Source organism: Lactobacillus sp. OTU4228 (assembly GCF_001006945.1).
Taxonomy (GTDB): domain Bacteria; phylum Bacillota; class Bacilli; order Lactobacillales; family Lactobacillaceae; genus Lactobacillus; species Lactobacillus amylovorus.
In genome coordinates this window covers 54310-81058 of the sequence record NZ_CDLD01000012.1, presented here as the reverse complement: position 1 = coordinate 81058, position 26749 = coordinate 54310, and the positions used below count along the sequence as shown (strand labels likewise).

General features: G+C 38.6%; 25 protein-coding genes, 1 pseudogene, 1 riboswitch and 1 other annotated feature. Of the genes and pseudogenes, 6 read left to right on the top strand and 20 right to left on the bottom strand.

Annotation, left to right across the window (positions count from 1 at the left end; genetic code table 11):
• Positions 1-52 precede the first annotated feature (52 nt).
• Positions 53-2449, bottom strand: a complete 2397-nt coding sequence (locus tag BN1206_RS02690; RefSeq protein WP_052542886.1) for a phosphoketolase family protein — start codon at positions 2447-2449, stop codon at positions 53-55.
• A 295-nt stretch (positions 2450-2744) separates the two neighbouring features.
• Here BN1206_RS02690 and BN1206_RS02685 point away from each other — a divergent pair, with 295 nt between their 5' ends.
• The 3 genes from BN1206_RS02685 to BN1206_RS02675 all read left to right on the top strand — a co-directional run bounded on the left by BN1206_RS02685 (position 2745) and on the right by BN1206_RS02675 (position 4820).
• Complete coding sequence (locus tag BN1206_RS02685) at positions 2745-3509, top strand: DeoR/GlpR family DNA-binding transcription regulator (RefSeq protein WP_022087397.1); 765 nt, start codon at positions 2745-2747, stop codon at positions 3507-3509.
• A 5-nt stretch (positions 3510-3514) separates the two neighbouring features.
• A complete protein-coding gene (locus BN1206_RS02680) occupies positions 3515-3868 on the top strand; it encodes a bacteriocin immunity protein (RefSeq protein ID WP_052542923.1) in 354 nt (117 codons plus the stop codon).
• 133 nt (positions 3869-4001) lie between these two features.
• Positions 4002-4820 (top strand): Cof-type HAD-IIB family hydrolase, encoded by an 819-nt coding sequence (locus BN1206_RS02675; RefSeq protein ID WP_013437407.1) that lies wholly within the window; start codon positions 4002-4004, stop codon positions 4818-4820.
• A gap of 32 nt (positions 4821-4852) precedes the next feature.
• On the opposite strand, the gene BN1206_RS02670 is transcribed toward BN1206_RS02675, so the two are convergent.
• The 6 genes from BN1206_RS02670 to BN1206_RS02645 all read right to left on the bottom strand — a co-directional run bounded on the left by BN1206_RS02670 (position 4853) and on the right by BN1206_RS02645 (position 11297).
• Positions 4853-5578, bottom strand: a complete 726-nt coding sequence (locus tag BN1206_RS02670) for a GntR family transcriptional regulator (protein WP_022087399.1) — start codon at positions 5576-5578, stop codon at positions 4853-4855.
• The gene (locus tag BN1206_RS02665; protein WP_013437405.1) at positions 5578-6504 is read right to left on the bottom strand and encodes a nucleoside hydrolase; all 927 of its coding nucleotides are present in this window, start codon (positions 6502-6504) and stop codon (positions 5578-5580) included. The genes BN1206_RS02670 and BN1206_RS02665 overlap by 1 nt, the downstream gene beginning before the upstream one ends.
• 118 nt (positions 6505-6622) lie before the next feature.
• Complete coding sequence (locus tag BN1206_RS02660; protein WP_022087400.1) at positions 6623-8638, bottom strand: KUP/HAK/KT family potassium transporter; 2016 nt, start codon at positions 8636-8638, stop codon at positions 6623-6625.
• A gap of 150 nt (positions 8639-8788) precedes the next feature.
• Complete coding sequence (rpiA, locus tag BN1206_RS02655; RefSeq protein ID WP_052542885.1) at positions 8789-9481, bottom strand: ribose-5-phosphate isomerase RpiA; 693 nt, start codon at positions 9479-9481, stop codon at positions 8789-8791.
• Complete coding sequence (gene rbsK / locus BN1206_RS02650; protein ID WP_052542884.1) at positions 9481-10407, bottom strand: ribokinase; 927 nt, start codon at positions 10405-10407, stop codon at positions 9481-9483. Before rbsK ends, rpiA begins: the two co-directional genes overlap by 1 nt.
• Before the next feature lie 86 nt (positions 10408-10493).
• Entirely contained in the window at positions 10494-11297 is an 804-nt protein-coding gene (locus BN1206_RS02645; RefSeq protein ID WP_013437400.1) for a DUF4931 domain-containing protein, read from the bottom strand.
• A 157-nt stretch (positions 11298-11454) separates the two neighbouring features.
• Here BN1206_RS02645 and BN1206_RS02640 point away from each other — a divergent pair, with 157 nt between their 5' ends.
• The gene (locus BN1206_RS02640; protein WP_014565657.1) at positions 11455-12759 is read left to right on the top strand and encodes an extracellular solute-binding protein; all 1305 of its coding nucleotides are present in this window, start codon (positions 11455-11457) and stop codon (positions 12757-12759) included.
• Between the two features lie 160 nt (positions 12760-12919).
• Here the strand turns inward: BN1206_RS02640 and BN1206_RS02635 are convergent, their stop codons facing one another.
• From BN1206_RS02635 to BN1206_RS02610, 6 genes are all read right to left on the bottom strand, one after another.
• Complete coding sequence (locus tag BN1206_RS02635; protein ID WP_022087402.1) at positions 12920-13363, bottom strand: hypothetical protein; 444 nt, start codon at positions 13361-13363, stop codon at positions 12920-12922.
• Positions 13360-14280 carry an alpha/beta fold hydrolase domain-containing protein gene (locus BN1206_RS02630; RefSeq protein WP_052542883.1) on the bottom strand — a complete coding sequence of 307 codons (921 nt, stop codon included), beginning with the start codon at positions 14278-14280 and terminating at the stop codon, positions 13360-13362. Before BN1206_RS02630 ends, BN1206_RS02635 begins: the two co-directional genes overlap by 4 nt.
• Positions 14281-14356: 76 nt before the next feature.
• The gene (locus BN1206_RS02625) at positions 14357-15013 is read right to left on the bottom strand and encodes an amino acid ABC transporter permease (RefSeq protein WP_052542882.1); all 657 of its coding nucleotides are present in this window, start codon (positions 15011-15013) and stop codon (positions 14357-14359) included.
• Positions 15014-15030: 17 nt separating this feature from the next.
• Positions 15031-15672 carry an amino acid ABC transporter permease gene (locus BN1206_RS02620; protein WP_052542881.1) on the bottom strand — a complete coding sequence of 214 codons (642 nt, stop codon included), beginning with the start codon at positions 15670-15672 and terminating at the stop codon, positions 15031-15033.
• Entirely contained in the window at positions 15672-16487 is an 816-nt protein-coding gene (locus BN1206_RS02615; protein WP_052542880.1) for a transporter substrate-binding domain-containing protein, read from the bottom strand. Before BN1206_RS02615 ends, BN1206_RS02620 begins: the two co-directional genes overlap by 1 nt.
• 11 nt (positions 16488-16498) lie before the next feature.
• Positions 16499-17239: an amino acid ABC transporter ATP-binding protein gene (locus BN1206_RS02610; RefSeq protein WP_052542879.1), complete on the bottom strand. Its 741-nt coding sequence runs from the start codon at positions 17237-17239 to the stop codon at positions 16499-16501.
• 219 nt (positions 17240-17458) lie between these two features.
• Positions 17459-17701 (bottom strand) — a binding site (T-box leader).
• A 156-nt stretch (positions 17702-17857) separates the two neighbouring features.
• Here BN1206_RS02610 and udk point away from each other — a divergent pair.
• Positions 17858-18496, top strand: coding sequence for a uridine kinase (gene udk, locus BN1206_RS02605; protein WP_013437392.1), 639 nt, complete (start codon positions 17858-17860; stop codon positions 18494-18496).
• A 220-nt stretch (positions 18497-18716) separates the two neighbouring features.
• Here udk and BN1206_RS10305 read toward each other — a convergent pair.
• The 5 genes and pseudogenes from BN1206_RS10305 to BN1206_RS02580 all read right to left on the bottom strand — a co-directional run.
• Positions 18717-19069 (bottom strand): annotated as a pseudogene (locus BN1206_RS10305) (MFS transporter); the annotation flags it as partial.
• Positions 19070-19157: 88 nt separating this feature from the next.
• On the bottom strand, positions 19158-19736 hold the full coding sequence (locus tag BN1206_RS02595) for an ECF transporter S component (protein WP_052542878.1): 579 nt from the start codon (positions 19734-19736) through the stop codon (positions 19158-19160).
• A 50-nt stretch (positions 19737-19786) separates the two neighbouring features.
• A riboswitch (TPP riboswitch) is annotated at positions 19787-19879 on the bottom strand.
• A 26-nt stretch (positions 19880-19905) separates the two neighbouring features.
• Entirely contained in the window at positions 19906-21675 is a 1770-nt protein-coding gene (locus BN1206_RS02590) for an ABC transporter ATP-binding protein (protein WP_013437388.1), read from the bottom strand.
• The gene (locus BN1206_RS02585) at positions 21675-23405 is read right to left on the bottom strand and encodes an ABC transporter ATP-binding protein (protein WP_013437387.1); all 1731 of its coding nucleotides are present in this window, start codon (positions 23403-23405) and stop codon (positions 21675-21677) included. Before BN1206_RS02585 ends, BN1206_RS02590 begins: the two co-directional genes overlap by 1 nt.
• Complete coding sequence (locus BN1206_RS02580) at positions 23405-23845, bottom strand: MarR family winged helix-turn-helix transcriptional regulator (RefSeq protein ID WP_013437386.1); 441 nt, start codon at positions 23843-23845, stop codon at positions 23405-23407. The genes BN1206_RS02585 and BN1206_RS02580 overlap by 1 nt, the downstream gene beginning before the upstream one ends.
• Before the next feature lie 166 nt (positions 23846-24011).
• Between BN1206_RS02580 and BN1206_RS02575 the strand changes: the two genes are divergently transcribed.
• Positions 24012-24830 carry a transporter substrate-binding domain-containing protein gene (locus BN1206_RS02575; RefSeq protein WP_013437385.1) on the top strand — a complete coding sequence of 273 codons (819 nt, stop codon included), beginning with the start codon at positions 24012-24014 and terminating at the stop codon, positions 24828-24830.
• 233 nt (positions 24831-25063) lie between these two features.
• Here BN1206_RS02575 and BN1206_RS02570 read toward each other — a convergent pair whose 3' ends face one another.
• The gene (locus tag BN1206_RS02570; RefSeq protein ID WP_052542877.1) at positions 25064-25705 is read right to left on the bottom strand and encodes a hypothetical protein; all 642 of its coding nucleotides are present in this window, start codon (positions 25703-25705) and stop codon (positions 25064-25066) included.
• An 81-nt stretch (positions 25706-25786) separates the two neighbouring features.
• Complete coding sequence (locus BN1206_RS02565) at positions 25787-26707, bottom strand: aldo/keto reductase (RefSeq protein ID WP_013437383.1); 921 nt, start codon at positions 26705-26707, stop codon at positions 25787-25789.
• Positions 26708-26749 lie beyond the last annotated feature (42 nt).

The following is a 26749-nucleotide window of genomic DNA, read 5'->3' as shown; positions in this document are numbered from 1 at the left end:
AACAAAAAGACCTATGTTTCTAACATAGGTCTAATTTATTCTTATTTAGAAATTACTTCAAGCCCTTCCATTTCCATTCGGTAACTTCTGGCATATCCTTACCATTATCACGAATGTATTGGTGGTGCTTTTCAAGTAAATCATCCATGTGACTAATGAAGTCAGCGTTCTTACCCTTTAACTTAGCAACGCTTTCAACAGCGTCCTTTGCAAGATCGAATCTGTCAAGGTGATTCAAGACACGCATGTCAAATGGAGTGGTAATGTCACCATTTTCTTCGTAGCAGTGGATGTGAACGTTGTAACGCTTACGGTCGAACCAGATTGATTGCATCATGCTCTTGTAGCCATGCCATGCAAAGATTACTGGAACATCCTTTGGGAATAAGCGGTCAAATTCTTCATCAGAAATAGCATTCTTGTTGTCCTTCGGTGACATTAACTTCATCACGTCGACAACGTTGATGTAACGGATCTTAAGATCTGGGAACTTGTCGTGCAAAATGTCAATGGCTGCCAAAGTTTCGATAGTTGGTTCAGTTTCAGTTGAAGCAAAGACAACATCTGGCTTTGCACCCTTATCAGTTGAAGCCCAGTCAATGTAGCCTAAGCCCTTGTCAACCAACTTTTGAGCTTCTTCAATTGAGAACCATTGTGGACGAGGTTGCTTTGAAGTTACCAAAACGTTGATGCATTCACGATCCTTAAAAGCCTTGTCACCAACAGCAAGCAAAGTGTTAGTATCTGATGGCAAGTATTCATGAATCAAATCTGGACGATTCTTTTCGTATAAGTGAGTCAAAATACCTGGATCTTGGTGAGTGTAACCGTTGTGGTCTTGTTGGAACACAGTTGAGGTAGCAACAAAGTTAAGTGATGGGTAATCATGACGCCAGTATTGTTCCTTAGCTTTTCTAAGCCACTTCATGTGTTGTGTAAGCATTGAGTCTACTACACGACCAAATGCTTCGTAAGTTGCGAAGAAACCATGACGACCAGTTAATACGTAGCCTTCAAGGAAGCCTTCATCTTGGTGTTCTGATAATTGTGAATCGATCACACGACCACTTGGAGCCAAGTTTTCATCATTTGGTTCGTGGATTTCTGGTTCCCATTGACGCTTTTGGTTATCCAAAAGTTGGAACAAACGGTTTGACTTAGATTCATCAGGACCAAAGCCGCGGAAAGTGGTTGGGTTAAGCTTAGCAACTTCATCTAAGTATTTAGCCCATTCAACCATGTCTTGAGCTTTCATTGAACCTGGTTTGTCAAACTTAAGAGCAAAGTCGCGGTAGTCTGGCAAGTTCAAACGCTTAGGATCCTTACCACCATTAGTGATTGGGTTCATTGCCATACGGTGGTCGCCTTCAGCAGTGTTTTCAGTAACAATTTCCTTAGGTGAACCATCTTCGTTGAATAATTCTTCAGGCTTGTAGCTTTCAAGCCAATCAGTCAACATGTCGGCATGCTTCATATCACCTTGTGAGACAGGAATTGGAATTTGGTGTGCTCTAAATGAGTTTTCAATTGGGTTACCGTCAAGATCCTTCTTTGGACCAGTCCAACCCTTTGGGCATTGGAAGATGATCAATGGCCAGTGTGGCAAACTTGCATCGTTATTTTCACGAGCATGCTTTTGAATGGCCTTGATTTCTTCGATTACTTCGTCCATGGTCTTAGCCATTTCTTCGTGGACTTGCATTGGATCCTTTTCACCATCGAAACGGCCACCCTTAAATACTGAAACAAAGTGTGGATCCCAACCCATACCACGAAAGTATTCGGTTAATTCTTCATCACTCATGCGTGAAACGATAGTTGGGTTAGAAATCTTGAAGCCATTGATTTGAAGGATCGGTAAAACAGCACCATCTTTAATTGGGTTGATGAACTTGTCACTAAACCAACTTGCTGCAAGTGGGCCAGTTTCAGCTTCACCGTCACCGATTTCAACAGCAGCAATTACGTCTGGGTTATCCAAAACAGCACCAACACCGTGTGAAAGTGAGTAACCTAATTCCCCACCTTCGTGGATTGAGCCCGGAGTTTCAGGAGCAGCGTGAGAAGCAACACCACCTGGAAAACTGAAGCGTTTGAACAACTTAGCCATACCCTTTTCGTCTTGGGTAATTTCTGGATAACGTTCAGTGTATGAACCATCAAGGTATGAGTTAGAAACCATTACTTGGCCACCGTGACCTGAACCTTCAATGTAGAACATGTCCAAATTGTATTTCTTAAGGACACGGTTTAAGTGAGCATAAATAAAGTTTTGTGGAGCAATGGTACCCCAGTGACCAATTGGCTTTGGCTTAACGTCTTCAGCTGTCAAAGGTTTCTTAAGTAGTGGATTCTTCATTAAGAATAATTGTCCAACTGATAAATAATTGGCAGCGCGCCAGTAAGCATCGACGCTCTTTAAATATTCTTTTGAGTCGTAATTCGTCATTTTTTCTCCTTTGAGCAAGTTTAAGTACTCTATTTTGTAATCCTTTTCTTTATACTTATATCATACCAATTATTATTCATAATTCAATCATTTTTATAATTGGATCCTACCAATTTAAATAAGTCTTAATTTTTAAATCCGAATAGCCTTATAGTTGAACTGATCATCTTTTTATAATTGAATATAAGTGTTTATACTTTGATATGCTTAAAAGCACTGATTAATAAATATAAAGTACTGATTAAGCAATTACAATTTATTATAAAAATGCTAGATTTATTCATGGAGAGAGAAAATGACTCAAGAAGAACGATTAATTCAAATTAAAAAGCTATTGAAAGAAAAACATCAGCTTTCAACTAGAATGATTGCCCAACATTTTAATGTATCTTTTGATACTGCACGTCGTGATGTAATTCATTTAACGACAACTGGACAAGCAATCCGAGTACACGGCGGGCTGATGGAAATCAATCAAAATAGCGTACCTGATTTTTTAGCTAGAAACGAAGTCCAATCTCCAATCAAACTCAAGATGGCTAAAATGGCTAAACGATTCGTTCATCCTGGTCAATGTGATTTTATTGGTTCTTCTACTATTTTGAAGCAACTTTGTCCTATGCTTAACGGAATCGATATGCAAGTAGTTACTAATTCAATCGACAATGCTTTAAGCATGTTAACAACCGAAATCCCTTCTGTTAGATTGCTAGGCGGATTAATCAATAAGTCGCAGCGCTACATTTACTCGGAAGTCGCTCTTGAAACGATTCGTAAGATTCATTTCAATACAGCTTTCATTGGTGCTTCCCGCATTAGAGCAGATGGCGTATATGCGCCAAAAATGGAAGACGCGGAAATTGTACGTACGGCAATTGCACGCGCTAATCAAGTTGTTTTAGTAGCAGAAAAATATAAATTCACTAATGATTCATCTTCTCCATATATGTCCGCTCCATTGGATAAGGTGGATGTCTTAATAACAGATACTCCTTTAACCAATGAGCAGAGAAGTTGGTTTAATCATAAAACACAAATCCTACCGGTTTTAAAGGAGTGATTATGATGTTCGGCATTTTTAAACATAGCTCAGATACCAAAGAGGTTTATCAAGATTTAAAAAAATTCTATAATAGTTTTTTCAGCAATATTTATAATGAAATGAATATTGGACGCTATCGTCCTATTCGCGATGCTATTGGACTGGTTATTAACAAATTCGATAGTAATGACCATCCACTTGAATATACAAGTAAATTAGTAATGTATATTGAAGCCAAGGTAGCATTGAATCATTTACATTTAACCCCTGATCAAGAAAAAATAATGAAAAACTTAACAGAAAAAACAAAATATGTAAATCTTTCTTACGTTTATTTAAGTCCAATTAATTCAGCAGAACAATTTGTTAAGATCTAAAGTGAAAAGTATATCTGCTCTAGATCAAAAAAATGAAATCCAAAAAGCCGGGTAGAACATTTACTCGGCTTTTTACTTTATAATAGTAAATAAATAGAAAAGATATAGATTTTATAAAAAGAGGACAAATTAAATGAGCAAATTACCTTTTAAAGTTATTGCCGTAGACATGGATGGTACATTCATGCGTGATAATCAGACTTTTGATCATAAAAGATTTGACCGAATTTTAGATCAAATTCATGAAAATAAAGCCCACTTTATTGTTTCAAGTGGTCGGCCATATTCTCGTTTGAGAAAAGATTTCACTGGATTTTTAGATAGAATCGATATGATTGCCGACAATGGCTCACTTCTTATTCAAGATGACAACATTATTAGCACTCACCTATTAACTCACAAAACTACAATGGAATTACTAGAATTTATTCAAATTCATTATCCTGAGAGTTCCGTCATCGTCACTGGTATCAATAGCTCATATACAACGATGGATGCATCCCCTGCCTTTAAACAAACAATGAACTTCTACTATCCTGATCGTGTGGAAGTACCCGACTTAATGACTGCCGTAAGTCCTCATGATCAAATTACCAAGCTGACCTTGAGCTATCAACATGATTTTTCAGAGGAACTAGAGCGTGAATTTAATACTCATCATGCGGAAAAAATCCACTGTACTTCAAGCGGATTCGGCTTGCTTGATATTGTCCCTTACAGTGTAAATAAAGGAAATGCATTAAAATACTTCTTACGTTACTTCGATGCTAAGCCTAGCGAATTAATTGCGTTTGGCGATGGCATGAATGACAAAGAAATGCTGGAACTTGCTGGCTATAGCTACGCTATGGAAAATGCTGAGCCTGCACTTAGAAAGGTAGCTAAATATATTGCACCAAGCAATAATGATGATGGTGTTTTACAAGTATTAGATAAATATCTAAATAATTAATCAAAAAACTAGACGAAAAATCGTCTAGTTTTTTATTTACCCAAATTAACAAAGGTATTAAAATTCATGTAATGATAATGAACTCGCATGTTAGACACTTCAAACGGCGTTCCATCATCTAAAAAGAAAATACCCTCCATAACGCCGACTGGTTCATTTCCCTTTAAATGCATTTGCTTTTGATCTTCAGCATTCGAAGGTTCAACCGTAATATTCAAAAACGCCTTAGTTACGGTTTGGCTTTGCTCATCTTCTAAATAATTAAACAAAGAGCTCTGCAACGTTTCAGGCTTCAATTCCGGCATAATCTTAATAGGCAAATACCCTGTTTCAATCAAAAATGGCTGTTCATCGAGTAAACGTAGGCGCTTGAATTCATAAACAAAAGCATTTTCATTTAAAAATAAGTCTTCCGCAATTTCCTTAGTGGCCTTAATCACTTGAAAATCTAACAGCTTTATTTTCTGCTTTTTACCAGGCACCTTAAAACTATCGGTGATTCCCAAATTCGAGCCGTCATAACGAAACATGGCCTGATTTTTTAAATACAGTGGGTTAATAAACGTGCCACTGCCTCGCTTTTTAAAAATGATTCCTTGCTGGGCCAATAATTCTAGGGCTCGCTTCATCGATGAACGACTAACGTCATAATGCTTAGCTAAACTACGCTCATCGGGAATCCGCATCCCATTATATTTATTATTTAAAATATTTTGTTTAATATCCTGCATTACTGTCCGATAAACGTAATCTGCCATTATTCTCTTCCTTGATCAGAATTTTTAATACTATCAATAAACCATTTTGAAAATTGATCTAAATCTACATCTGTTGCAATTTCTGCATTAACATTTTCTTGATCCATAAAATTAATTACACTTGCACCATATGTAAATTGACCGCGCAATTCAATCTCTACGTTAGCTTTTTTCAGGGTAAACATTTCCGGATGAAGTAAAATTCCCACAGCTGTTGGATCATAGATTTTAATGCGAGGATCACCATCTGGCTCATGAATGTGTGAAAATAATGAGTAAAGCATGTTGCCGACTTCACCGCATTCCTTTACCTTACTCATTTGATCTTGGGTTAAATGAGCCTTATTGCCGATTTCAAGGGGAGCCACTTTAATTGGCAAACCACTGTGAAAGACAACTTGAGCAGCTTCAGGGTCTCCTGCAATATTGTATTCTGCAAGTGGACTATGATTACCGCGACCAATGTTACCACCCATGATCACAATTTGATCAATATTTTTCTTTACTTCTGGGTATTGCTTAAATAGCAAAGCATAATCAGTTAATGGACCAATGCCAAGCAAAGTTACTTTTTCAGGGCTATTCTTAATTTCTTCAGCCATGACAGTTGCGGCAAGGCCTGGCTTAACCAAACTGCGATCTGCTTCTTCAAAATCAAAACCAGCAATGCCCGTTTTGCCATGTACTGATGCTGCACTAATCATTGGTGCAACTAACGGTTGATTGGCCCCCACTACTACAGGAACTTTAGTATGCAAAAACTTTTCCAAATTCAAAGCATTTTGCAAAGTATATTCAAGTGCAACGTTGCCCCAGGTTGGCACGATCATTCTGACATCAAGTTCTTTGGCAAAAAGACTAATTGTCATTGCTGCAATATCATCAATACCCGGATCTGTACTAATGATTAAAGGTTTTTTGTTCATAAAATTTACCTCTTCTAAGCGTATTCATTATCTTAATGATACAAAAACCGAACCAATAATTAAAGTGGTTCGATCTAATCTAACTGAAAAAAGCCTAGCTTGGCTAGACTTTTTTCAGTTACTTTTTAGTTTGTTTCTTAGGTTTAATTCGCTTAATATAGCTTTCTTGATGCTTGCCTAAGATCAATGGTACTCGTTCTACCACAGTATCTGCATACTCTAAACCAAACCAAGAAGCCGGGTTAGAAGATAAATTTTGCAGCCAGACTCTAGCCTCGACCATAAACTTCTCATAACCAGTCAATTTAGTTAATGGACTAATTACATCATTAACAATGACGAAGGAGAAGTCACCTACATCTCTACCAGGAGTAGTAGTGAATCTTTGTGGTTGAGCCTCAATAGTACCATCTGCAATCAATTCATGAACAATTTGCCGTAAGTAGACGTTAACGCTAGTTTGCTTTCTAAAACCTAGATAAAGCTGAACGTTGATTACGTTCTTAGTACCGTACGTATTTACTGCATATTCTGCAGTATATGGTTCGTTTGTTACATTGACAGTAACAAACCAATAGGCTTTAGCACGCTTTGGACGTTTATCCAAAATTGAGTACAAGATTTCACGTTTAATGAACTTGTTGTACTTAACGTTAGCCATGTAAACCAAGTTAGTTGCGTAGGTAGGATAATCTTCATCGTGACTCAAGTTAGTCAACATGTCGGTGTATTCGTCAAGACGAACGTAGGCATTGCGTGATTCACGCTTGTCACGAATCTTATTTCCATAAAACCAAACATACATGATTGCCAAGATAAAGCCAGCAATTAAAACAGTTACGTAACCGCCGTGTAAGAATTTAGTCAAACTGGAGATTAAGAACATCCCTTCAATAAAAGCGAATGCAATCAAAAAGATCAAGCGTAAGTAAAGTGGTTTGCCTTTTTTACCCAAGTATTCAAACAATAATATTGTAGTCATCAACATAGTGACAGTAATTGCCAAACCATATGCTGCTTCCATGTGGTGTGAAGTTCTGAATAAGAACACAATTGCTACAGTTACCACACAGATCATTTTGTTAATTGATGGAATATAAATTTGTCCTTTTTCAGTTGAAGGATAAATAATATTCATTCTTGGTAAAAACTTTAAACTGCTGGCCTCAGCGACCAAAGTAAACGATCCAGTAATCAATGCCTGGGAAGCAATGATAGCTGCGATCGTAGCCAAGGCGATGGCAAAAAGACGTAAATTGCTAGGAACAACTTCAAAGAATGGATTGAAGTCACCATTACCAGCATGATAGCTAGCATTATGCAAAATCCAAGCGCCTTGGCCTAGGTAGTTTAATGAAAGACAAACAAATACATATGGCCAAGAGCCTATAATATTCGCTTTACCTACGTGTCCAACATCCGAATATAACGCTTCAGCACCAGTAGTAGCCAAGAAGACAGAACCCAAAATTAGAATCCCGACTTTATTAGCTGGACTAAACAAAATTCGAATAGCATGAATGGGATTAATCGCTTCCAAAAGACTCCAATCATGGCTCAAGTTAGCAATGCCAACTACTCCTAAAAAGGTAAACCATACCAACATAATTGGACCAAATGCTTTACCAATAACGCTGGTTCCCATCCTCTGAATTGAGAATAGAATTACCAAAATGATGATAGTAATCATAATTACAACTTCTTGAGAAGGAACCGGAATCACATCACCAAAGCGCATATTCTTTAACCCTTCAATCGAAGTGGTAACGGTCACTGCTGGTGTCAGAGTACCATCGGCAAGCAGAGCTGCACCACCAATCAGAGCCGGGATAACCAGCCACTTGGCTCTTTTTCTAACTAAAGCATAAAGAGAGAAGATTCCTCCTTCGCCATGATTAGTTGCCTTCAAAGCAATCATGACATATTTGACAGTAGTCAACAAAGTTACTGTCCAAAGAATTAACGAGATTGAACCAACGATCAATTCTCGATTAACGTTGGCAATCCCGCCATTTTCAGTCACAATTGATTTCATTACATATAACGGACTTGTTCCAATATCACCATACACAATACCTATGGCGATCAACAATCCCGCAAAACTCATCTTTTGCTTTTTAGTAATTTTATTCATGTCTAATAATCCTCTACAACACTTAAAAATAAAATCTTCACTAGTATAGATAATTAATCCAGTGTTTACAATAAAAATATATTTTTAACAAAAGATATTAAAAAGGCAAAATAAAAAATGGTTAAAGTTAACCATTTTTGCTAAAAATTATTATTTAATCTTATCTTCAATCGTACCATCGCTATGAGCAATAATTACTTCATCACACATATCAAGGAACAAACCATGTTCAACTACACCAACAGTATGATCAAGGTAGTCTGCTAAACTATGAGGGGCAGGAATTGGATCAACTGCTAAATCAATGATGTAGTTGCCATAGTGAGTGATGTAACGCTTGTCACCATCCATCCGCCATTGTGGCTTCAAGCCTTCTTGTTCAAAGCGTCTGAAGTTTTGCTCACAAGAGATTGGTAATACTTCAACAGGAAGAGGGAATCCGCTCAAACGGTGAACCAACTTAGATTCATCAACGATCCAAACGATCTTCTTTGAGTTGATGGCAACGTTCTTTTCAAGGGTTAAAGCACCGCCACCGCCCTTGATACCATCAAGGTTGTCGGCAACACGGTCTGAGCCATCAACAGTCAAATCGGCCTGATCGATGTCCGCAAGTTCACTAACTTTAAAGCCTAAGCCTTCAAGTTGCTTCTTACTTCTGTTACTGGTAGTAACAATGGCCTTAAGTTTTAAGCCATCTTCATCCTTGCGTTTGCCCAGAGCATCAATGAAAAATGCGACAGTAGATCCAGTACCAACACCTAAGATCATCCCGCTCTTTACCATGTCGGCTGCTTTTTCGGCAACTTCTTTTTTCAAACGATCTTGCTCAGTCTTATCCATTATTCCTCATCCTCCATTGCTTGCTTTACTTCTTGTTCAGTAGGAATTGATGGTTGTGCACCCAAACGTTGCACAGCAATTGATGAAGCACGGCTAGCAATCTTAGCAGCTTCTTCAAAGTTAGACATATCGGCATTCAAGTTACTTGCAAAGTAACCGATAAAGGTGTCACCGGCACCAGTAGTATCGGTAGCATCTACCTTGTAAGCCGGTACTAATGTTTCAACATCTGGTGTAGAAATATATGCACCTTTATCACCATAAGTAATAATGACGTTCTTTACGCCAAGCAAGTGCAATTTTTCAGCGTTAGTAGCCAAAGTAGAATTATCTTTAATTGGAATACCTGTGATCTTAGCACTTTCAGTTTCATTGGGCATGATGATATCAGTATATTTCAATAAGTCTGCTGGAATCTTATCAATTGCAGGAGCAGGATTCAAAATAGTAACCTTGCCTGCCTTTTTAGCCATCTTGAAAGCTGAAGTAGTAACATCAATTGGCGTTTCAAATTGAGCAATAATGCAGTCCCAATTATTAATCAAATCGCTAGCGGCCTTAAGATCTTCAACGGTCAATTCATAGTTGGCACCGTGGTCGATAATAATATCGTTTTGACCAGCTTCATTTAAAGTAATGTAAGCATGGCCAGTCTTGGCACCCATCGTGGTTTGAACATAAGTGGTGTCGACACCGTAGCTCTTCAATTGGTGGGTAATGTAGCCACCATCGCTGTCTTCACCTACACGGTTAATAAAGTAAGCCTCTGCGCCACTCTTAGCTGCAGCAATGGCTTGGTTAGCACCCTTACCACCACCAGCAGTAGTAACATCTGTGGCATTAATCGTTTCACCAGGTTTTGGGAAATCCTTTACGTGCAATGTGGTATCAACATTGCTTGATCCAATAACTACAATCTTCTTCATGAGCATCCCTTCTTAGAAATGTATTTAATCCTTTCTAATTATAACAAAAAAACGCATTCAGTATTTCGAATGCGTTTTTTGAAATCCTAATGTAAAATACCGCCGTTTACAAAGCCCTTGAGACGTTCGGCTTCCCACTTTAAAGTATCGGAATCGTCGACTTGCGAAATCTTGTAACCAACAAAATAAGGTGAAGCATAAAAACGTGGGATGATCTTGCAGCAAGTACCTTCGCCATCGTTAATTGGATAAAAGAATAAGTTGTAGGAATCTACACCGTGTGACAAAACTGAACGAACATATTGCGTCCCCTTTTGAATTAAATCAGCCCAGGTATCTAAGTTCGTATTGTCACGTGTAATAATGTTCACTTCTTGGTAGCCTTGCACAGGATAAGCGGATAAATTCATTTCAACTGAACCGGACTTGCCCACCTCAAAGCCTTTAAAGTTATCAGGCTCAATGTCGTTATAACCATCTTTGTGGTAAAGCCCAACGATCTGCATGTGTGGGTGAGTCAAAGAACCGTCGGATTTGGGACCGAAGTTCTTGTACCATAACACACTCTTGTATCTGCCTGAATTGTACATCTTTTGGAAACATTTCAAGGCAAACTTCATCAATTCTTGATTGTCTTCACGCGTATAAGTGGAAATATCACCTTGGTGGTCGCTTGATTCGATTAAAATTGTTTGATCGGTATCCTTCAAAGTTGGGTACTTGTTTTTCAGCCAGATCTTGTCACCGTCTTTATCGAAAATATTAACTAAATGACGTACATCACAAAAGGGACAGCCAGCGCTTTGGTTACCTTGACGATTGCCGTAGTCGTAGTCATAAGGCTTACGCTTACCGATTGAATATTCATAAACTAAAGGGTTTTTATCCATAATTCTCACCTGTTAAATCAACTACTAAATCTCATCTTGATATCTATTTTCTCTATTATCAATTTAAAAATATTATATTAAATTTGTCTATGAATAGTACGTATAATTATGTTAAACTTCTACTTGAAGGAAAGAAATATTGAGAGGCAAAAAAAGAATGAAATTCTACAAAAAGCTCGCACTTGTTAGTGCAGCAGCACTTGGCTTAGTTGGACTTAGTGCATGTTCAAACAATAATAATTCTAGTTCAAGTTCTTCTGCAAAGATCCCTACTAAGATCAGCAAGAAGACTACTGTTAACTTCTGGTATTCATTAACTGGTACTTCACAAAGTGCTTTAAAAAAGTTAACTAAGGACTTTGAAAAGAAGAACCCTAACATCACCATTAAGTTGCAAAGCCAAGGTGGTAACTACTCTGACTTGCAAGCAAAGCTTGTGTCAGGTTTACAATCACCAAAGGACTTGCCAACTATTACGCAAGCTTACCCAGGTTGGCTTTACAATGCGGCTAAGAACAACATGCTTGTTAACTTAACTCCATACGTTAACAACAAGTCAGTCGGCTGGGGCTCATACAAGAACAGTGGGATTAAGAAGGCACTTTGGGATGGTGCCAACATTGGCGGTACTCAATACGGTGTACCATTTAACAAGTCTGTTGAAGTACTTTTCTACAACAAGACTTTGCTTGATAAATATGGCGTAAAGGTACCAAGCAACATGAGTCAACTTGCTAGTGCATCTGCTGAAATTTACCGTAAGAGTCACCACAAGGTACGCGGTATGGGCTTCGACGCACTTAACAACTACTACATGATGCAAATGAAGGAAACTTACGGCAAGGACTTCAACAAGAACTTGAACTTTGCAACTAAGGATTCTGTCAAGGCTATCAACTACTACGCAAATGGTGTTAAGGCTGGCTACTTCATGCAAGCTGGTACACAAAAGTACATGTCAACTCCATTCAACAATGGTCAAGTTGCCATGTTCATCGGTTCTACTGCTAACGAAGCATACTTGAAGCAAGGACTTAAGAAGGGTTATGTTTATGGTGTAGCTCCTCGTCCAAGTCAAATGAACGTACAACAAGGTACTGACATCTACATGTTCAAGAAGGCTAGCGCAATGCAAAAGGCTGCCGCATTCAAGTACCTTAAGTTTTTAACTTCTAAGTCATCACAACTTTACTGGGCAAAGCAAACTGGTTACATGCCAGTTAACACTGCTGCTTTGAACGACTCAGCTTACCAACAAGCTAAGGACAGCAAGATTCCAGCAATTTTATCTAAGACTTCTAAGAAACTTTACTTCTTACCTGTTACTAAGAATTCCATCACTGCATATGACCAAGTTAATGTAAATATGCAAAATATTTTGGCTAAGGCAAGCAAGGGTCAAAACTGGACCAGTGATATTAAGGCCGGTAAGGCTAAGCTTGACGCTTCTTGGAAGCAATAAAGATAGATTAATTTAGATAAGCAAAAGGACATCCGTGAAGGATGCCCTTTTTTATGTGGTCAGAATGTCGGACTCTAAATTATTCACTCAAAGCCCATACTAAATTACACCATTATTTTGAAAATTAGTGTACAGAATTCCCACTATTGGGAATTATTTCCTACCTCAACACATAGCAAGTATTATCCTTACCCAAGTCATACTTATCAAAGAGCTTACCAATCTCCACATTAAAATTCTGAATCAAATCATGCTGATTCTCCGCACTAAACTTCCGCGCAAACTCCTCAATCACTACATCCCTACTCTTCTCAAAATCTTCCACCGACTCTGCTCCAAGCACTGCAGCACTAATATCCGACTCCTCGGGCAAAAACCGTAAATCATGATCAAAAACCAACTTATAGCCATAATGATTATCATCATTTTTCAAATAAAAAACGAATTCCACCTCATCAGGGTTCTTCTTCATTTGCCCCGTCAATTCCTTGAACTTCATAAAGTTCACGAAGAAATCATAAAAGTCGCCATAAAAATCTTCATCGAAATGATCAATCACTTTATCATTAATTACTTGCTTTGCTGCTAATTCATCTAGTTTCACTTATCTTCATCCTTTAACAATTCATTCTTAAATAGTTCAGCCAACTTCACCAGACTCTTATGATCTGGATAACGCTTCGTCAGCTCATCTATCTTCTCCGTTGCCATCTTTTTAATCTCATCGCTAGAGCTGATTTTTTCGATAAAGTCCGTCAATTCACCCGACCGGCTAAGCAGCTTATGCTCACTGCGGCTTTCTGCTAAAAACGCCTGGTCAATCTTACGCAACTTCAAGCTGCCATCCGGATTAAACTGGTAGCCGCCCCACATGTGCTGCTTAATCGGCTGCATTGGCTCACTATCAACATAGCATAACTTACCAACCATATGGTGCGTTTCCGTAATGCCCAAAGTTACCGGATCATAAATATCCACATAGTTAAAAATCCGTTCGCGCATCTGTGCTACACGTCTTCTCTCCTTCGGTGTAAGCAATAACCAAATATTGGTACCTTCATACAAATAAGCTGCCGCTATCGCCTCCGGATGCGTACAATTAGCCAAAGCAAACTGCGCATTAATTGAACCCAAGGAATGTCCATAAATATAGAATCTGCTTCCTCTAAATTGATTAATCACGTGGTTCAAAAACGTGCTTGCCGTCTTTAACTGACTCGGAATGCGTCTTTCCTGTGATAGCATCGCCCTTAAAATCGGGATATTCGTCTTAAACCATTCATCACGCCAAGTCTGCGGAGTGCCTTTTTTGATGCCATAAGATCCCTTAAACAGGATCGTAATTTCACTAGGATTACTAATGACGAACGCACTCATCCCGTCTTTAGCATGTTCTACTCGGCAAACAACGCCAACATGGTATTGGCCAATCGTTATGCTATCGCCTAATTGCAAATGTTCATAAGATTTCTTAGTTAATTCGACCCGTTCACGGTCGGTTAATTGTTCGTTTATGCCCATGATATTTTTCCTACTAAAAAAACTAACCTTACCACCATAGTAGCATGAGTTAGTTTTTTGAATAAGATTATAACCACTAATTGTTGTACTTCTTTTGTAAGTAGTTGGCCACTTGTGACAAGCAGAAGCAGATGATGAAGTACATTACCGCAATGATTACGTAAATTGGAATCAAGTAAGTCGTATTTTGACTGTAGATGATTTGTGCATGGTAAAGAAGTTCTGGCAACACGATGATTGTTGCAAGTGAAGTATCCTTAACCAAGGATACGAACTGTGACAAAAGCGCAGGAATCATGTTGTGCAAAGCTTGTGGCATAATTACGTGATACATTGCTTGGCCATATGACATCCCGTTTGAACGAGCACCTTCCATTTGACCTGGGTCAACTGAGCCAATACCTGAACGAACGATTTCGGCTAACATCGCACCTTCGAAAATTACCAAGGCCGTAATCGAAGCCGTCGTTGGGTTCGTGACGATCCCCAATTGTGGCAAACCAAAGTAAGTAAAGAAGATGATCAAAAGTAGCGGCAAGTTACGAATGATATCGATAATAAAGCCCACGATTGCGGAAAGATATTTCACCTTCATGTAACGGATAAGTCCTAAGATCAAACCCACTACAAAACTAAGCGCAATTGAAATAAGTGATACATAAATCGTTACCCAAAGACCTTGTAATAAGAAGCGGATATCGACCCATGAATAAGCATGAATAAAAGTTTCCATTTTCTATCCCCTCCCTATTAGTTAGCCAATTTCTTTTCAAGGTGACGCATGTAATAACTGAGTGGCAAAGTCAAGATCAAGTAAAACAGACCAACAATGATATAAGTATCAATCGTTTGGAAAGTTGAAAATGCAATCAGCTGTGCTTGGTACATTAAGTCAAAACCAGCTACAAAGGCCAAAACTGAAGAGTTTTTAACTAAGTTTATAAATTGGTTGCCAAGTGGTGGAATCACAATCTTCATTGCTTGTGGCAAAATAACGTAACGCATTGCTTGCGTATAAGTCATCCCGTTAGAACGGGCACCTTCCATTTGTCCCGTACCAATCGAATTAATCCCGGCACGAACCGTTTCTGCAATAAAGGCAGAAGTATATAAAGTTAAGCCAATTGTACCTGCCTGAAAACCTGAAAGTTTCACAATATAGCGTGGCACAATTAAGTAGAAGATCATTACGATAACCAATAACGGGATGTTTCGGAAAATTGCAATATAAACTTTAGCAATTACGCGACCAAATTTAGGTGGAGCAACTTTAAGTAGTGCGAAGAATACACCTAAGATTAAACTAAAAATCAAAGCAATAATACTACATAAAATAGTATTCCAGAAGCCTGTTAAAAAGGCTCCCCAGTTGTTCGTAATAATTTGCCACATTATTTCAATACCCCCTTAAGACTAAAACCAGGAATTCCTGCGAACCACTTCTTAATTAAGCGGTTGTAAGTGCCGTTTTCTTCAAGTTCCTTCAGAGCCTCATTAAGGTGATCAGCCATTTCAGTTTGACCTTTATTAACAGCGATACCATAAGGAGCATCACTATAAACGCCACCGACTAACTTGTAGCCTGGATTTTCTTGGGCAATACCGGCAAGCAAGCCGTTATCAGTAGTTAAAGCCACACCTTGGTTGGCCTTAAGTGCTGACATAGCTTGACCATAGTCATCATATTGAAGCACACGTGCCTTTGGTGCCGACTTATGCACATCATCAACTGCAGTAGTTCCTTTTACGGCAAGTACAGTTTTATTATTTAAATCTTTAACGTTAGTAATCTTGCTATTGTTTGGTACAAGCAAAGATGAACCAGCTGGGAAATAGGCCTTGGTGAAAGTTACTTGCTTTGCACGCTCTGGCGTAATCGTCATTGTTGCCAAAACCGCGTCCACGTTACCATTCTTAAGTAGTGGAATTCTCGTGTTGGCAGTAGTAGTAACAAAACTTGCAGTACCCTTTTTACCTAACATTTGCTTAGTTAAAGCCTTAGCCAGGTCCATTTCAAAACCTTCGATCTTACCGGTCTTAACGTTGGTCAAACCAAACAATCTGGTATCTGCTCTAACGCCCCAAACAATATGCTTATTTGCTTCTACCTTTTGGTAAACATTCTGATCCTTATGGCCACAGGCTGATAAAGTGAAAGCCAGCAGCACTAGTAAAGGTAAGAAAAGATATTTTCTTAATTTTTTCATGGCGCGCCACCTTAGTCTTTAGAAATAATCTTACTTAAGAATTGACGTGCACGTTCAGTATTTGGATGATCGAAGAATTCACTTGGATCACGGTCTTCCAAAATGTGACCTTGATCTAAGAAGATCAAACGATTACTTACTTTTCTAGCAAAGCCCATTTCGTGAGTAACCACAACCATTGTGATACCTTGTTCGGCAACGAAGCGCATAACTTCAAGCACTTCTTCGATCATTTCTGGGTCCAAGGCACTAGTTGGTTCGTCGAACAAAATAACCTTTGGATACATGGCAAGTGATCTAGCGATGGCTACACGTTGTTGTTGACCACCTGATAATTGACGTGGGTAAGAATTGATCTTGTCAGCCATACCAACTCTTTCAAGGTATTGCATGGCGATCTTACGGTTTTCGTCGTCAGGACGCTTCAAAACGATCTTAGGTGCGAGCATTACGTTCTCAAGCACAGTGTGGTTGTTGTAAAGGTTGAAGTGTTGGAACACCATGCCGACATTTTTACGAATCTTATTAATATCTGTCTTTTTATCGGCTAAATCATGACCAGTCACAATAAGTTGACCACTGTTGATTGGTTCTAAGCCGTTCATCGTTCTAATTAAAGTACTCTTACCAGAGCCTGATGGACCAATAATTGAAACCACTTGGCCTTCATCAATTTTCAAGTTAATATCTTTCAATGCATGAAGCTTTCCGTAGTACTTATCAACATGCTTAAATTCAATAATTGCTGTCATGGTTTATATCTTTCCTCCATTTTTTCATAATAATCTTATTCTACCTTTTTTCGAGCTAAAATGATACATTTGTAGATAAAATTGTTGTTTTTATTCGCTTTTAGGCAATATTCCTTTCTATTTGTCAAGTGAAAGCAATCTCAATTTAGCTATTTTACGAACTTATTTCAAGAAATGACTATGGCTTTTTTTGAGTATAAAAAAAGCCTTCATCCCTTGTGCAGGGACGAAAGCTTTCCGCGGTACCACCCAAATTGTCTATCCAAAATAGACCTCCTCATAAAGCACAATCATGCTTTACCGGCATGGTAACGTACCGGAGACGTCTCAACCTACTATAAGAATTGTTAGTTCGATGAGCTGCTAAAAGTGTTATTCAATAATTCAGGGTCTACTGGCTTCGCACTAACGCCAATTCACTGTAAGAATGGATCATCTACTCTTCTTTTTCATAGCTTTTTAATTTCTTTATATGTATTTAACAGTATTTTGCTCAAAAAAGCAAGCAATATTTGCTTATTTGAGAATGAATCCGTTTTTAATGCAAAATTTTGCTGTTAATATTCGGAAAATGCTTTAAAATATTTAATGATGTATAGAAAAATAAAGGAGCTTGACATGGGAAAACTTGAAAAACCCGTTATTATCGGAATTGCTGGTGGTTCAGGAAGTGGCAAAACTACCATTGCCCACGAGATTGCTGACAATATTAATGACACTGATCATGACCGTATTATGATCATGACGCAGGACTCATACTACAAAGACAACACCGGCGTATCAATGGATGACAGAATGAAGATCAACTACGATCACCCTGACGCTTTTGATATGCCTCTACTTGAAGCACAACTTAGTCAATTGATGCACAGAAAGCCAATTGAAATGCCAACTTATGATTTCACTGCTCACACAAGAAGCGATGAAACCATTCACGTTGAACCTGCCGACATTATTATTCTAGAAGGTATCTTGGTTTTATTTAACGAAGACATCCGTAACTTAATGGATATCAAGGTTTACGTTGATACTGATGACGACATTCGTTTTATCCGTCGTCTTGAACGTGACATGAAGGAACGTGGTCGTTCACTTGATTCAGTTATCAACCAATACTTAGGCACAGTTAAGCCAATGTACAACCAATTTATCGAACCAACTAAGCGTTACGCCGACATCATCGTTCCTGAAGGCGGAGAAAACGACGTAGCTATCGATATGTTAACTACAAAGATTCAATCAGTTTTGAATCAATAGAAAATAAAAAAATAGCATGGGAAAATTGCCCATGCTATTTTTGCACTTTCAATTATTTATTTTCATCATCCAAAATTCTGTTGTACTTCTTGGCAAAGAAGACCAGAAGCAAGACACTGGCAATGACATAAATGACAGCTGCAATGTAGTAAGCATTAGCATAGCCATTTGGTGTATTGAACAAGTAGAATTCAGTGAACAAACCATCGATGACACCCACAATGGCATAGGCGATCATGATAATAAACTGATTGGTCGTTACACAGGTTAAAGCCATAAAGATCGCGGTCATTGGCGGCAAAATAAACAAGATCTTACGATAACCCCACTTGTGCACCGTTGCGATCATAATGGACATCAAAATCGCAGTTGCTGCATTAAAAATGTTTAACCCGGAAATCAGGTGCGGCGCAACGATTTTATAATATGACAAAGCTGCATCGTTGGTAATCCCAGTAACCGCACCTAAAATGCCATAAATCCACAATAAATAATGACATTATGCTTATAACGCGGATTCCAGTTCCTTATGGCTTCCGCCTCAGCTTCTTTTTCTTCATTAGATCGTTTCATACTATCCCCTTCGTTATGAAATCGCATACATCTTTTGACTTCATTCTAGCATAGTTATATGTATACGTTAAAAAGGGATTGGTTATAGTTACTTTGTCTTAGGCTTAAGTGCTTTATCAAATAAATTAGTGATTAATTTGACCAAAACACCATCAAACAATAATGAAGAAATCATACTGGTGATAAACATCAAGATCTGCAAACTTGGACGATAGTGACTCCAGCCAAAGATGAAATATGATGGGATAAAACCACCAAGGTTAGCAAAGAAAGCACCGGTTAAAACGCTACCCCAAGAAAATCTTTCATAGCGGGACTTTTTAGGGAAAAAGCCGATTTCATTAGTAGCACCTTGAATTAAACCTTCCAAGATAGTAAGTGTGCCCCATTGGCCACCGATCGCCATTTCTACTGTCGCAGCAATTAATTCGCCAATCGTACCGGAACCCACTGTGGGCACAAAGTACATTGCAAGCGGTGCTGCCATGTACCAAAGACCCGTGAAGATATTATCCACAACTGGTGCATAACCCGTTGGCAAAAAACTCAACTTAACCAAGTTATACACATTGTTGAAACCATAGGTGTAGATAACCCCCATGATGATCCCAATCAAGGCTACTAAAATAATCGACTTAACATTCCATTTCGATGAACGTGTAAACATAAAAAATACTCCTAACTAACTATTCTAGCCAGTAGGAGTACATTAATAATCTATTTTAATTTACACTTTCCTTATCGCAAGCATTACCTTGTTCAAGTTCAAAGGGTATTTCTCAGCTTATTCAAGCACCCCTAGTGACTAACTATTCAATTAGTCTCAGTATACCACTTTAACTAAATGATGTCTGGTCTGTGTAAAGTTTGTAGTAAAATCCTTTTTCTTTCAAAAGTTGTTCGTGACTGCCCTCTTCGATGACGTTACCGTCTTTTAAGACGACAATCTTGTTGGAATTCAAAATTGTCTTCAAACGGTGCGCAATCACGAAACTAGTTCTCCCTGCAATCACGGCATTCATCGCCTTTTGAATCTTCTCTTCAGTCACAGTATCAACGTTTGAAGTAGCTTCATCCAAGATCAAGAAGTCTGGATCAGTCAAAATCGTTCTCGCAATTGAAACTAGCTGCTTTTGACCAGTTGAAAAGACTGAACTGCTGTCGTTTACTTCAGTGTTATAGCCGTCAGGCAAGCTTTCGATAAAGTCGTGGATATTAGCCTGCTTAGCTGCAGAAATTACTTCATCCATTGAAGCATCCGGCTTACCGTAACAGATATTGTCGGCAATCGTACCGCTGAATAAAACAGAATCCTGGAGCACGATCCCAACGTTATCACGCAGCGACTTCAATTGAATATCACGCACGTCCGTACCATCGAACGTTACCTTACCGGAATTGACATCGTAGAAACGGTTAAGCAAGTTCATGATAGTAGTTTTACCCGAACCGGTTGGTCCAACTAGGGCCACAGACTGACCCTTATCTACGGAAATGTTCACACCGTGCAAGATTTCCTTATTCTTGTCATAGCCAAAGTGAACATCTTCAAGCTTAACGCCATTCTTTAAGCCGTGAATTTGCTTACCATTTGGCACATCATCTTCATCTTTTTGTTCTTCAACTGTCGCAAGTCTTCTAGCACCAGTTAAGGCAAGTTGGATCATAGAGTAGATTGAAGTAATTTGCGTTAAAGGTTGGAAGTAAGTTTGTGAGTATTCAACGAAAGTTACGATTAAACCAAGACCGATTGCTTGCGTAACTTGTCCTGAAATAATCATCCAGGCACCCATGGCAATAACGATCGCCAAGTTAAGCAAGTTCAAACCGTTCATTAATGGGAACAAGATACCTGAGTAGAATTGTCCCTTGAACATAGCGTTTCTTACGCGATTGTTGTAGGTCTTAAAACCGCCGATTGATTCTTTACGCAAGTTGTTGGTAATAATTACCTTTTCACCGTTGATTTGTTCAGTGATGTAACCATTCAAGTCCCCGATTTCATCTTGTTGTTTATCAAGATATACACGAGCTTTTTTCATAATTAAAACACTGACGATCAAGATTAATGGCGTGGCGGCAATGGTCGTCCAAGCAAGTTGAGCATTAACCATAAACATAACCACAATTGTTCCAATGAACATGATTCCCTGGGAAATAATTTCAAAAATCGCGTTGTTCATCGCGTTGAAAATGTTGTCCAGGTCAGAAGTAAAGAGTGAAAGCAGCTTACCGTCCTGGTGCGTATCAAAGTAACGCACGAGCATTCTTTGTAACTTAGCGAAAAGATTTTCACGCATATCATTGGTTGAGTCCGCGTTAAATTTGGACATGACCATCCAAGCAATAAAGATGGCAACTTGACTCAATACGTAAAAGGCCAGCATTGACCATAATGCACCATAGAAAGTATTTAAACTAGCAGTACCTTTTCTTAAATCGGATAAGTATGTGGTCAAATCAGTTACGGCTCTACCCAAGAAAGTTGGCGCGATAACTTGTGCACCACTTGAAACTAGGGAAAGAACAACAACGATGGTGATACCTTTCCAGTAGGGCTTTAAATATTTAACAAAGTACTTGATTTCTTTTCTTGTGTCTCCCATTATTCCACCCCTTTCTTGCCTTTTTGCGTCTTGAAGATTTCTTGGTAAACAGGTGAAGTCTTAAGCAATTCTTCGTGAGTCCCTTGAGCAACCAACTTACCATCATCCAAAACTAAAATAGTATCTGCATGAACTACTGAGACGATCTTTTCCGCAATGATGAAGGTCGTTGTATCTGGCAAGTCATGTTCTAAGGCTTGTTGAACCTTCTTTTCGGATTCGGCATCAAGGGCTGAAGTTGAATCGTCCAAAATCAAAATTGGTGATTTAGCGATCAAACCACGAGCAATTGATAATCTTTGCTTTTGACCACCAGAGAAGTTGGCAGAACGTTCTTCAACTTCGTGATCATATGAGTCGTTATAGCGTTCAATAAATTCTGAAGCTTGCGCCATGTTGGCAGCACGTTGCAATTCATGTAAATGTGCATGTGATTTACCTTGACGCAAGTTGGAAGCGATCGTTCCTGAGAATAAAACGGCACGCTGCAAGACGAATGAAACGGTGCTACGCAAAGCGTCTTCAGTTACATCTTTAACGTTTTCGCCACCGATTTTGATTTCACCCTTGGTTGGATCGTAAAGTCGGGCGATCAATTGGGCCAAAGTAGACTTACCTGAACCGGTCGCACCAACGATACCCACCATTTCACCAGGCTTAATTTTGAAAGAAATATCCTTCAAGGTTTCATCATCACCATCAGGATAAGTGAAGGAAACGTGATCAAATTCGACGCTACCCTTCAAAGGTTGAGTTGAACCTTCAGTAACGAACTTAACGTCTGGTTCGGTATTAAGCACTTCTTTAATACGGCCAAGAGAAATGTTACCTCTGGCAAATTGCATCATGGTCATTCCGGCGATCATGATGGTCCAAAGAAGTGTCAAAATATAGTTAACAAAAGGACTAACTACGGCGACATCGGTTGGGTGCTGTGTAATGCTGCGGCCAATTAAGTAAACAACCAAAGTAATTACCAGGTAAGCAATCAATTGGAAGGCTGGCATAATGGCAGAAAACCAGTAACCAATTACGATGTTGTAGTCATTCAACTTATCTGAGGTCTGATCAAACTTCTTAATTTCTTGTGGACCTTGGTTAAAGGACTTAACTACACGTACACCTTGTAAAGTTTCTTGTGCTTGACCAGAAATTTTATCCATGGTCTTTTGGAACTTTTCAAACAAGCTATTCATTTGGCGTAATACGTAAGTACCAAAAACCATGATCAAGACGACCATCACAACTGTTGCCCACCAGTAACGTGGAATGATGACAATACAGAAAATGAAGGAACCGACGATTAAAATCGGCATTCTAAGCAGCTGCATAAAAAGCTGCATAATCATGTTCATGATCTGGTTCATGTCGTTGATGAGTCGTGTAGTAAGTGACCCTGCTGAGAACTTTTCGATATTACCAAAAGAAAAGCTTTGAATCTTAGCATATGTATCTTCACGCAAGTCACTCGTTACACCCTGGGCGATACGGGCAGCGTAGTAAACGTTGAAAATACCTGAAATAATTGCCACAATTCCTAAAACGATTAAGATAATCCCGTAGCGAATGACTGATTGTCTTTGATCAGCCATGATTGCACGTTGAATATTTTCAAGTAAACGTGGTTGATAAAGTGTCGCAAACGCTGATACGATAATCGCTACAAAAGCCGCAAAAACATCTTTTTTATAGCGTTTAAAGTACGGCATTAAGATTTTAAAAGTCTGCATTAATTACTCCTTTCTTCAGTTAAGAAATGCCAAAAAGTATTACTCCATTCTTCATTTAAAGCAGTGAGTTGCTTCATTTTTTCTTTGCCTAATTTTTTAGCTGTTTTATCTTCAATCTCAAATAAAGAATGCAATTTTTCATGAGCAAATTTTTCACCAGTTGGTGTTAATTCACAAAAGCGGACTCGCTTGTCTTGTGGGTCAACTGTCATCGATAAATAGCCCGATTCAATTAACTGCTTGATCCCCTTGTTGATTGACTGTTTGGGCAAATCCGTTAAATCAACTAGTTGCTTTTGAGTTAACTTCTTACGAATGGTTAACTCATATAAAATCATACTTAAGTAACTAGTCATTCCATGGGTTTGATCCCAATAGTCATAGCCATGACTGCCATGAACAATTGCTAAATTTAACTTCGCTGTATCGCTAATATCCATTTTCTCGCCTCTATATTTAGTCTCTGCATGTACTAAAATATATTAGTACACATGTGGACTATTGTCAAATAAATTTAAGAAATAATTTAAAATGAAAATATCTTTCCTTAAAAAAAGAACCGTCTGCTATAATTAAAAAATCAATATCCAGACAAGGTGGAGGTATATGAATAGAAAAAAATTCTACTTAACTTTTTTAATTGCTTTAATTACTATCACACTATCTGCATGTGGCCAAAAGAAAAATGAGAGTGTTTATCAAACGGTTAGACAAACTAAGACCATCAATTGGGGCGTCAAAGCAGATACGCCACTGTTTGGCTCAATGAGCGTCAAAGACAGTAAAATTCGTGGTTTTGAAATCGACTTAGCCGAAGCTTTAACGCATAAGATGCTTGGTAAAAATGCCAAGGCCAACTTTGTCACAACGACCGCAAACACTAAGATTCAATTATTAAAAAATAAAAATATCGATGCAGTCATTGCCGCTATGACAATCACGCCGGAACGTAAAAAGCAGGTCAACTTTAGCAACCCCTACTTTCCTGCTGGCCAATCAATTATGGTTGCTAAAAACAGTAAAATAAAGAACGTCAAAGACTTAAATAATAAACGCGTACTCATCGTTAAAGGAACGACAGCCGCTGATGCCGTGCATAAATTTGCACCGAAAGCAGAGATCTTGCAGTTTGACGATTATGGTCAGGCCTTTGCCGCATTAAAGGCAGACCAAGGGGATGCTTTAGTTACAGATAACGGTATTTTAGCCGGCATCTTGCACGATAACCCTGGCTACAAGCTAACTGGTGGCACCTTTACCAACCAGCCATATGGTATTGCCGTCAACAAAGGACAAACGGCAATGATGAAGCACATCAATACTGCTTTAGATGAATTAAAAAAGGACGGTACTTACACCCGTCTTGCTAAAAAATGGTTCGGCAATATTCCTGGCTTCAACATCAAAGAAATTGAGCAATATTAAAAAGCATAGAACTAGCAATTCGTTAGCTCTATGCTTTTTTATACAAATCATTATTTCCCAGTAAATAGTTTAACCTAGGCCACTCGAAAATAGCAACTTTGGCTATTCATGTGTCGCATACATTGCACGCCAAGTTTCTTCCATCTTGGCCAGGCCATGCCAATCTCCTACTTAGCACATCATATATAGTTCATATGCTGGATCATAAACAGCTGGATTATCCTTATTCTCTTTCAAGTAAGCCCAACAATATCGATTAACATGAAACGAAAACGTTCAATTTCATTACGATTAAAGAAGACCTCAAAGTACTTAGCTACTAATTTCTTAAGCTCAATATGATAAGCATTCTTAAGCAAATCAGGCTGATCACGGTAACTAAGCAAAGTATCCTCGGCAATGCCGGTTTCTTTGCTTAAAGTGCCCAGATCTATGCTTTCATCGGTTAATAGCTGAGTGCAACGCTCAACATCATTCATAATATGCGGCCGGTGCTTCATCTTAGACATGAGAACCGGTTTATTTAGTTCCGCAATAATATTATGAGCGGCCTTCTTCATCAATAAGAGCGCTTTATCTTCAGGAAGACTTTGCTTAACTACTTTTCCAACAACATAGGTGCGGTCCGTAACTTCATATTTTTGTGTAACTTGATTGAACTTGTTGCCGCACACATCACTAATTGCAACGCCATCTGTGGCTGCTTGGTCATAGTCAAAAAAGATATGTTTTTTATCACCGGTAATTGGTGAAAACGGCAAGTTATCAGTAGTAAAAACCTGAACATAAACGGAATAGTTCAATTCGTCATCCTTGAACATTTTAATTGCACGATCTTCCATAAAATCTTCATAGATCATATCTTGTTTTTGCATGATAAGTCTCCCCTCCTTCCTCTATCTACAGCCGTACTATAACAAAAAATTAGTTAAAAATATTAAATTTATAACTAATTTTTAAGCTAAATAGTTACCTGCTGCAAGATATAAGTCATACCATTCTTGTCTAGTAAGCTCAATATCGCTGCCTTTTGCGGAATCTTTAATGTGTTCTGGATTCATTGAACCAACTAGCATTTGCATGTTCGCAGGGTGACGTAAGATCCAGGCTGCTGCGATGGCATTCTTACCTACGTTGTATTTGTCAGCTAACTTTTGCAATTCCGCATTCAGTTTAGGGAAGCCGTCATTGTTAATGAAAGCACCTTCAAACATCCCATATTGGAATGGTGACCAGGTTTGAACAGTTACGTGGTGCAAGCGAGCATAATCCAAGAATTGGCCATCACGATCAATAGAAGGATTATCAAGCATGTTCATGTGCATCCCGAAGTCAATCATTCCTGTGTGCTTCAAACCAAACTGCAATTGGTTAAACATCAAACGTTGACTGAGTGAATTTTGCAACAATTCAAATTGGGCAGAATCAAAATTGGAAACACCGAAGAAACGTACTTTACCACTAGCTTGAAGTTGATCGAAGGCTTCTGCCACTTCTTCTGGATCAAATAAGGCATCAGGTCTGTGAAGTACCAAGGCGTCAAGATAGTCGATCCCCATTCTATCCAAAATGCCATCGACACCTTTCAGAATATGCTCTTTTGAAAAATCATAGCGTTTACCAGGAACAATGCCTGTCTTAGATTGGATAAACAAATCTTCACGTTTAAGATTCATTTGCTTCAAAGCCTGACCAAATACTTCTTCAGATTTGCCACCGCCATAAATATCGGCAGAATCGATAAAGTTGATGTCTGAATCATAAGCGGCTTGAATGGCAACCTGAGCTTCGGGAATGCTCTTTTTGTCCATTCGCATAATACCTAAGGCCATGGCAGGAATATCCAAAGTGGTGCAACCCATCTTTATTTGCTTCATAATGTAAGTCCTTTCATTACTATTTTGCCTTTATTATGCGCT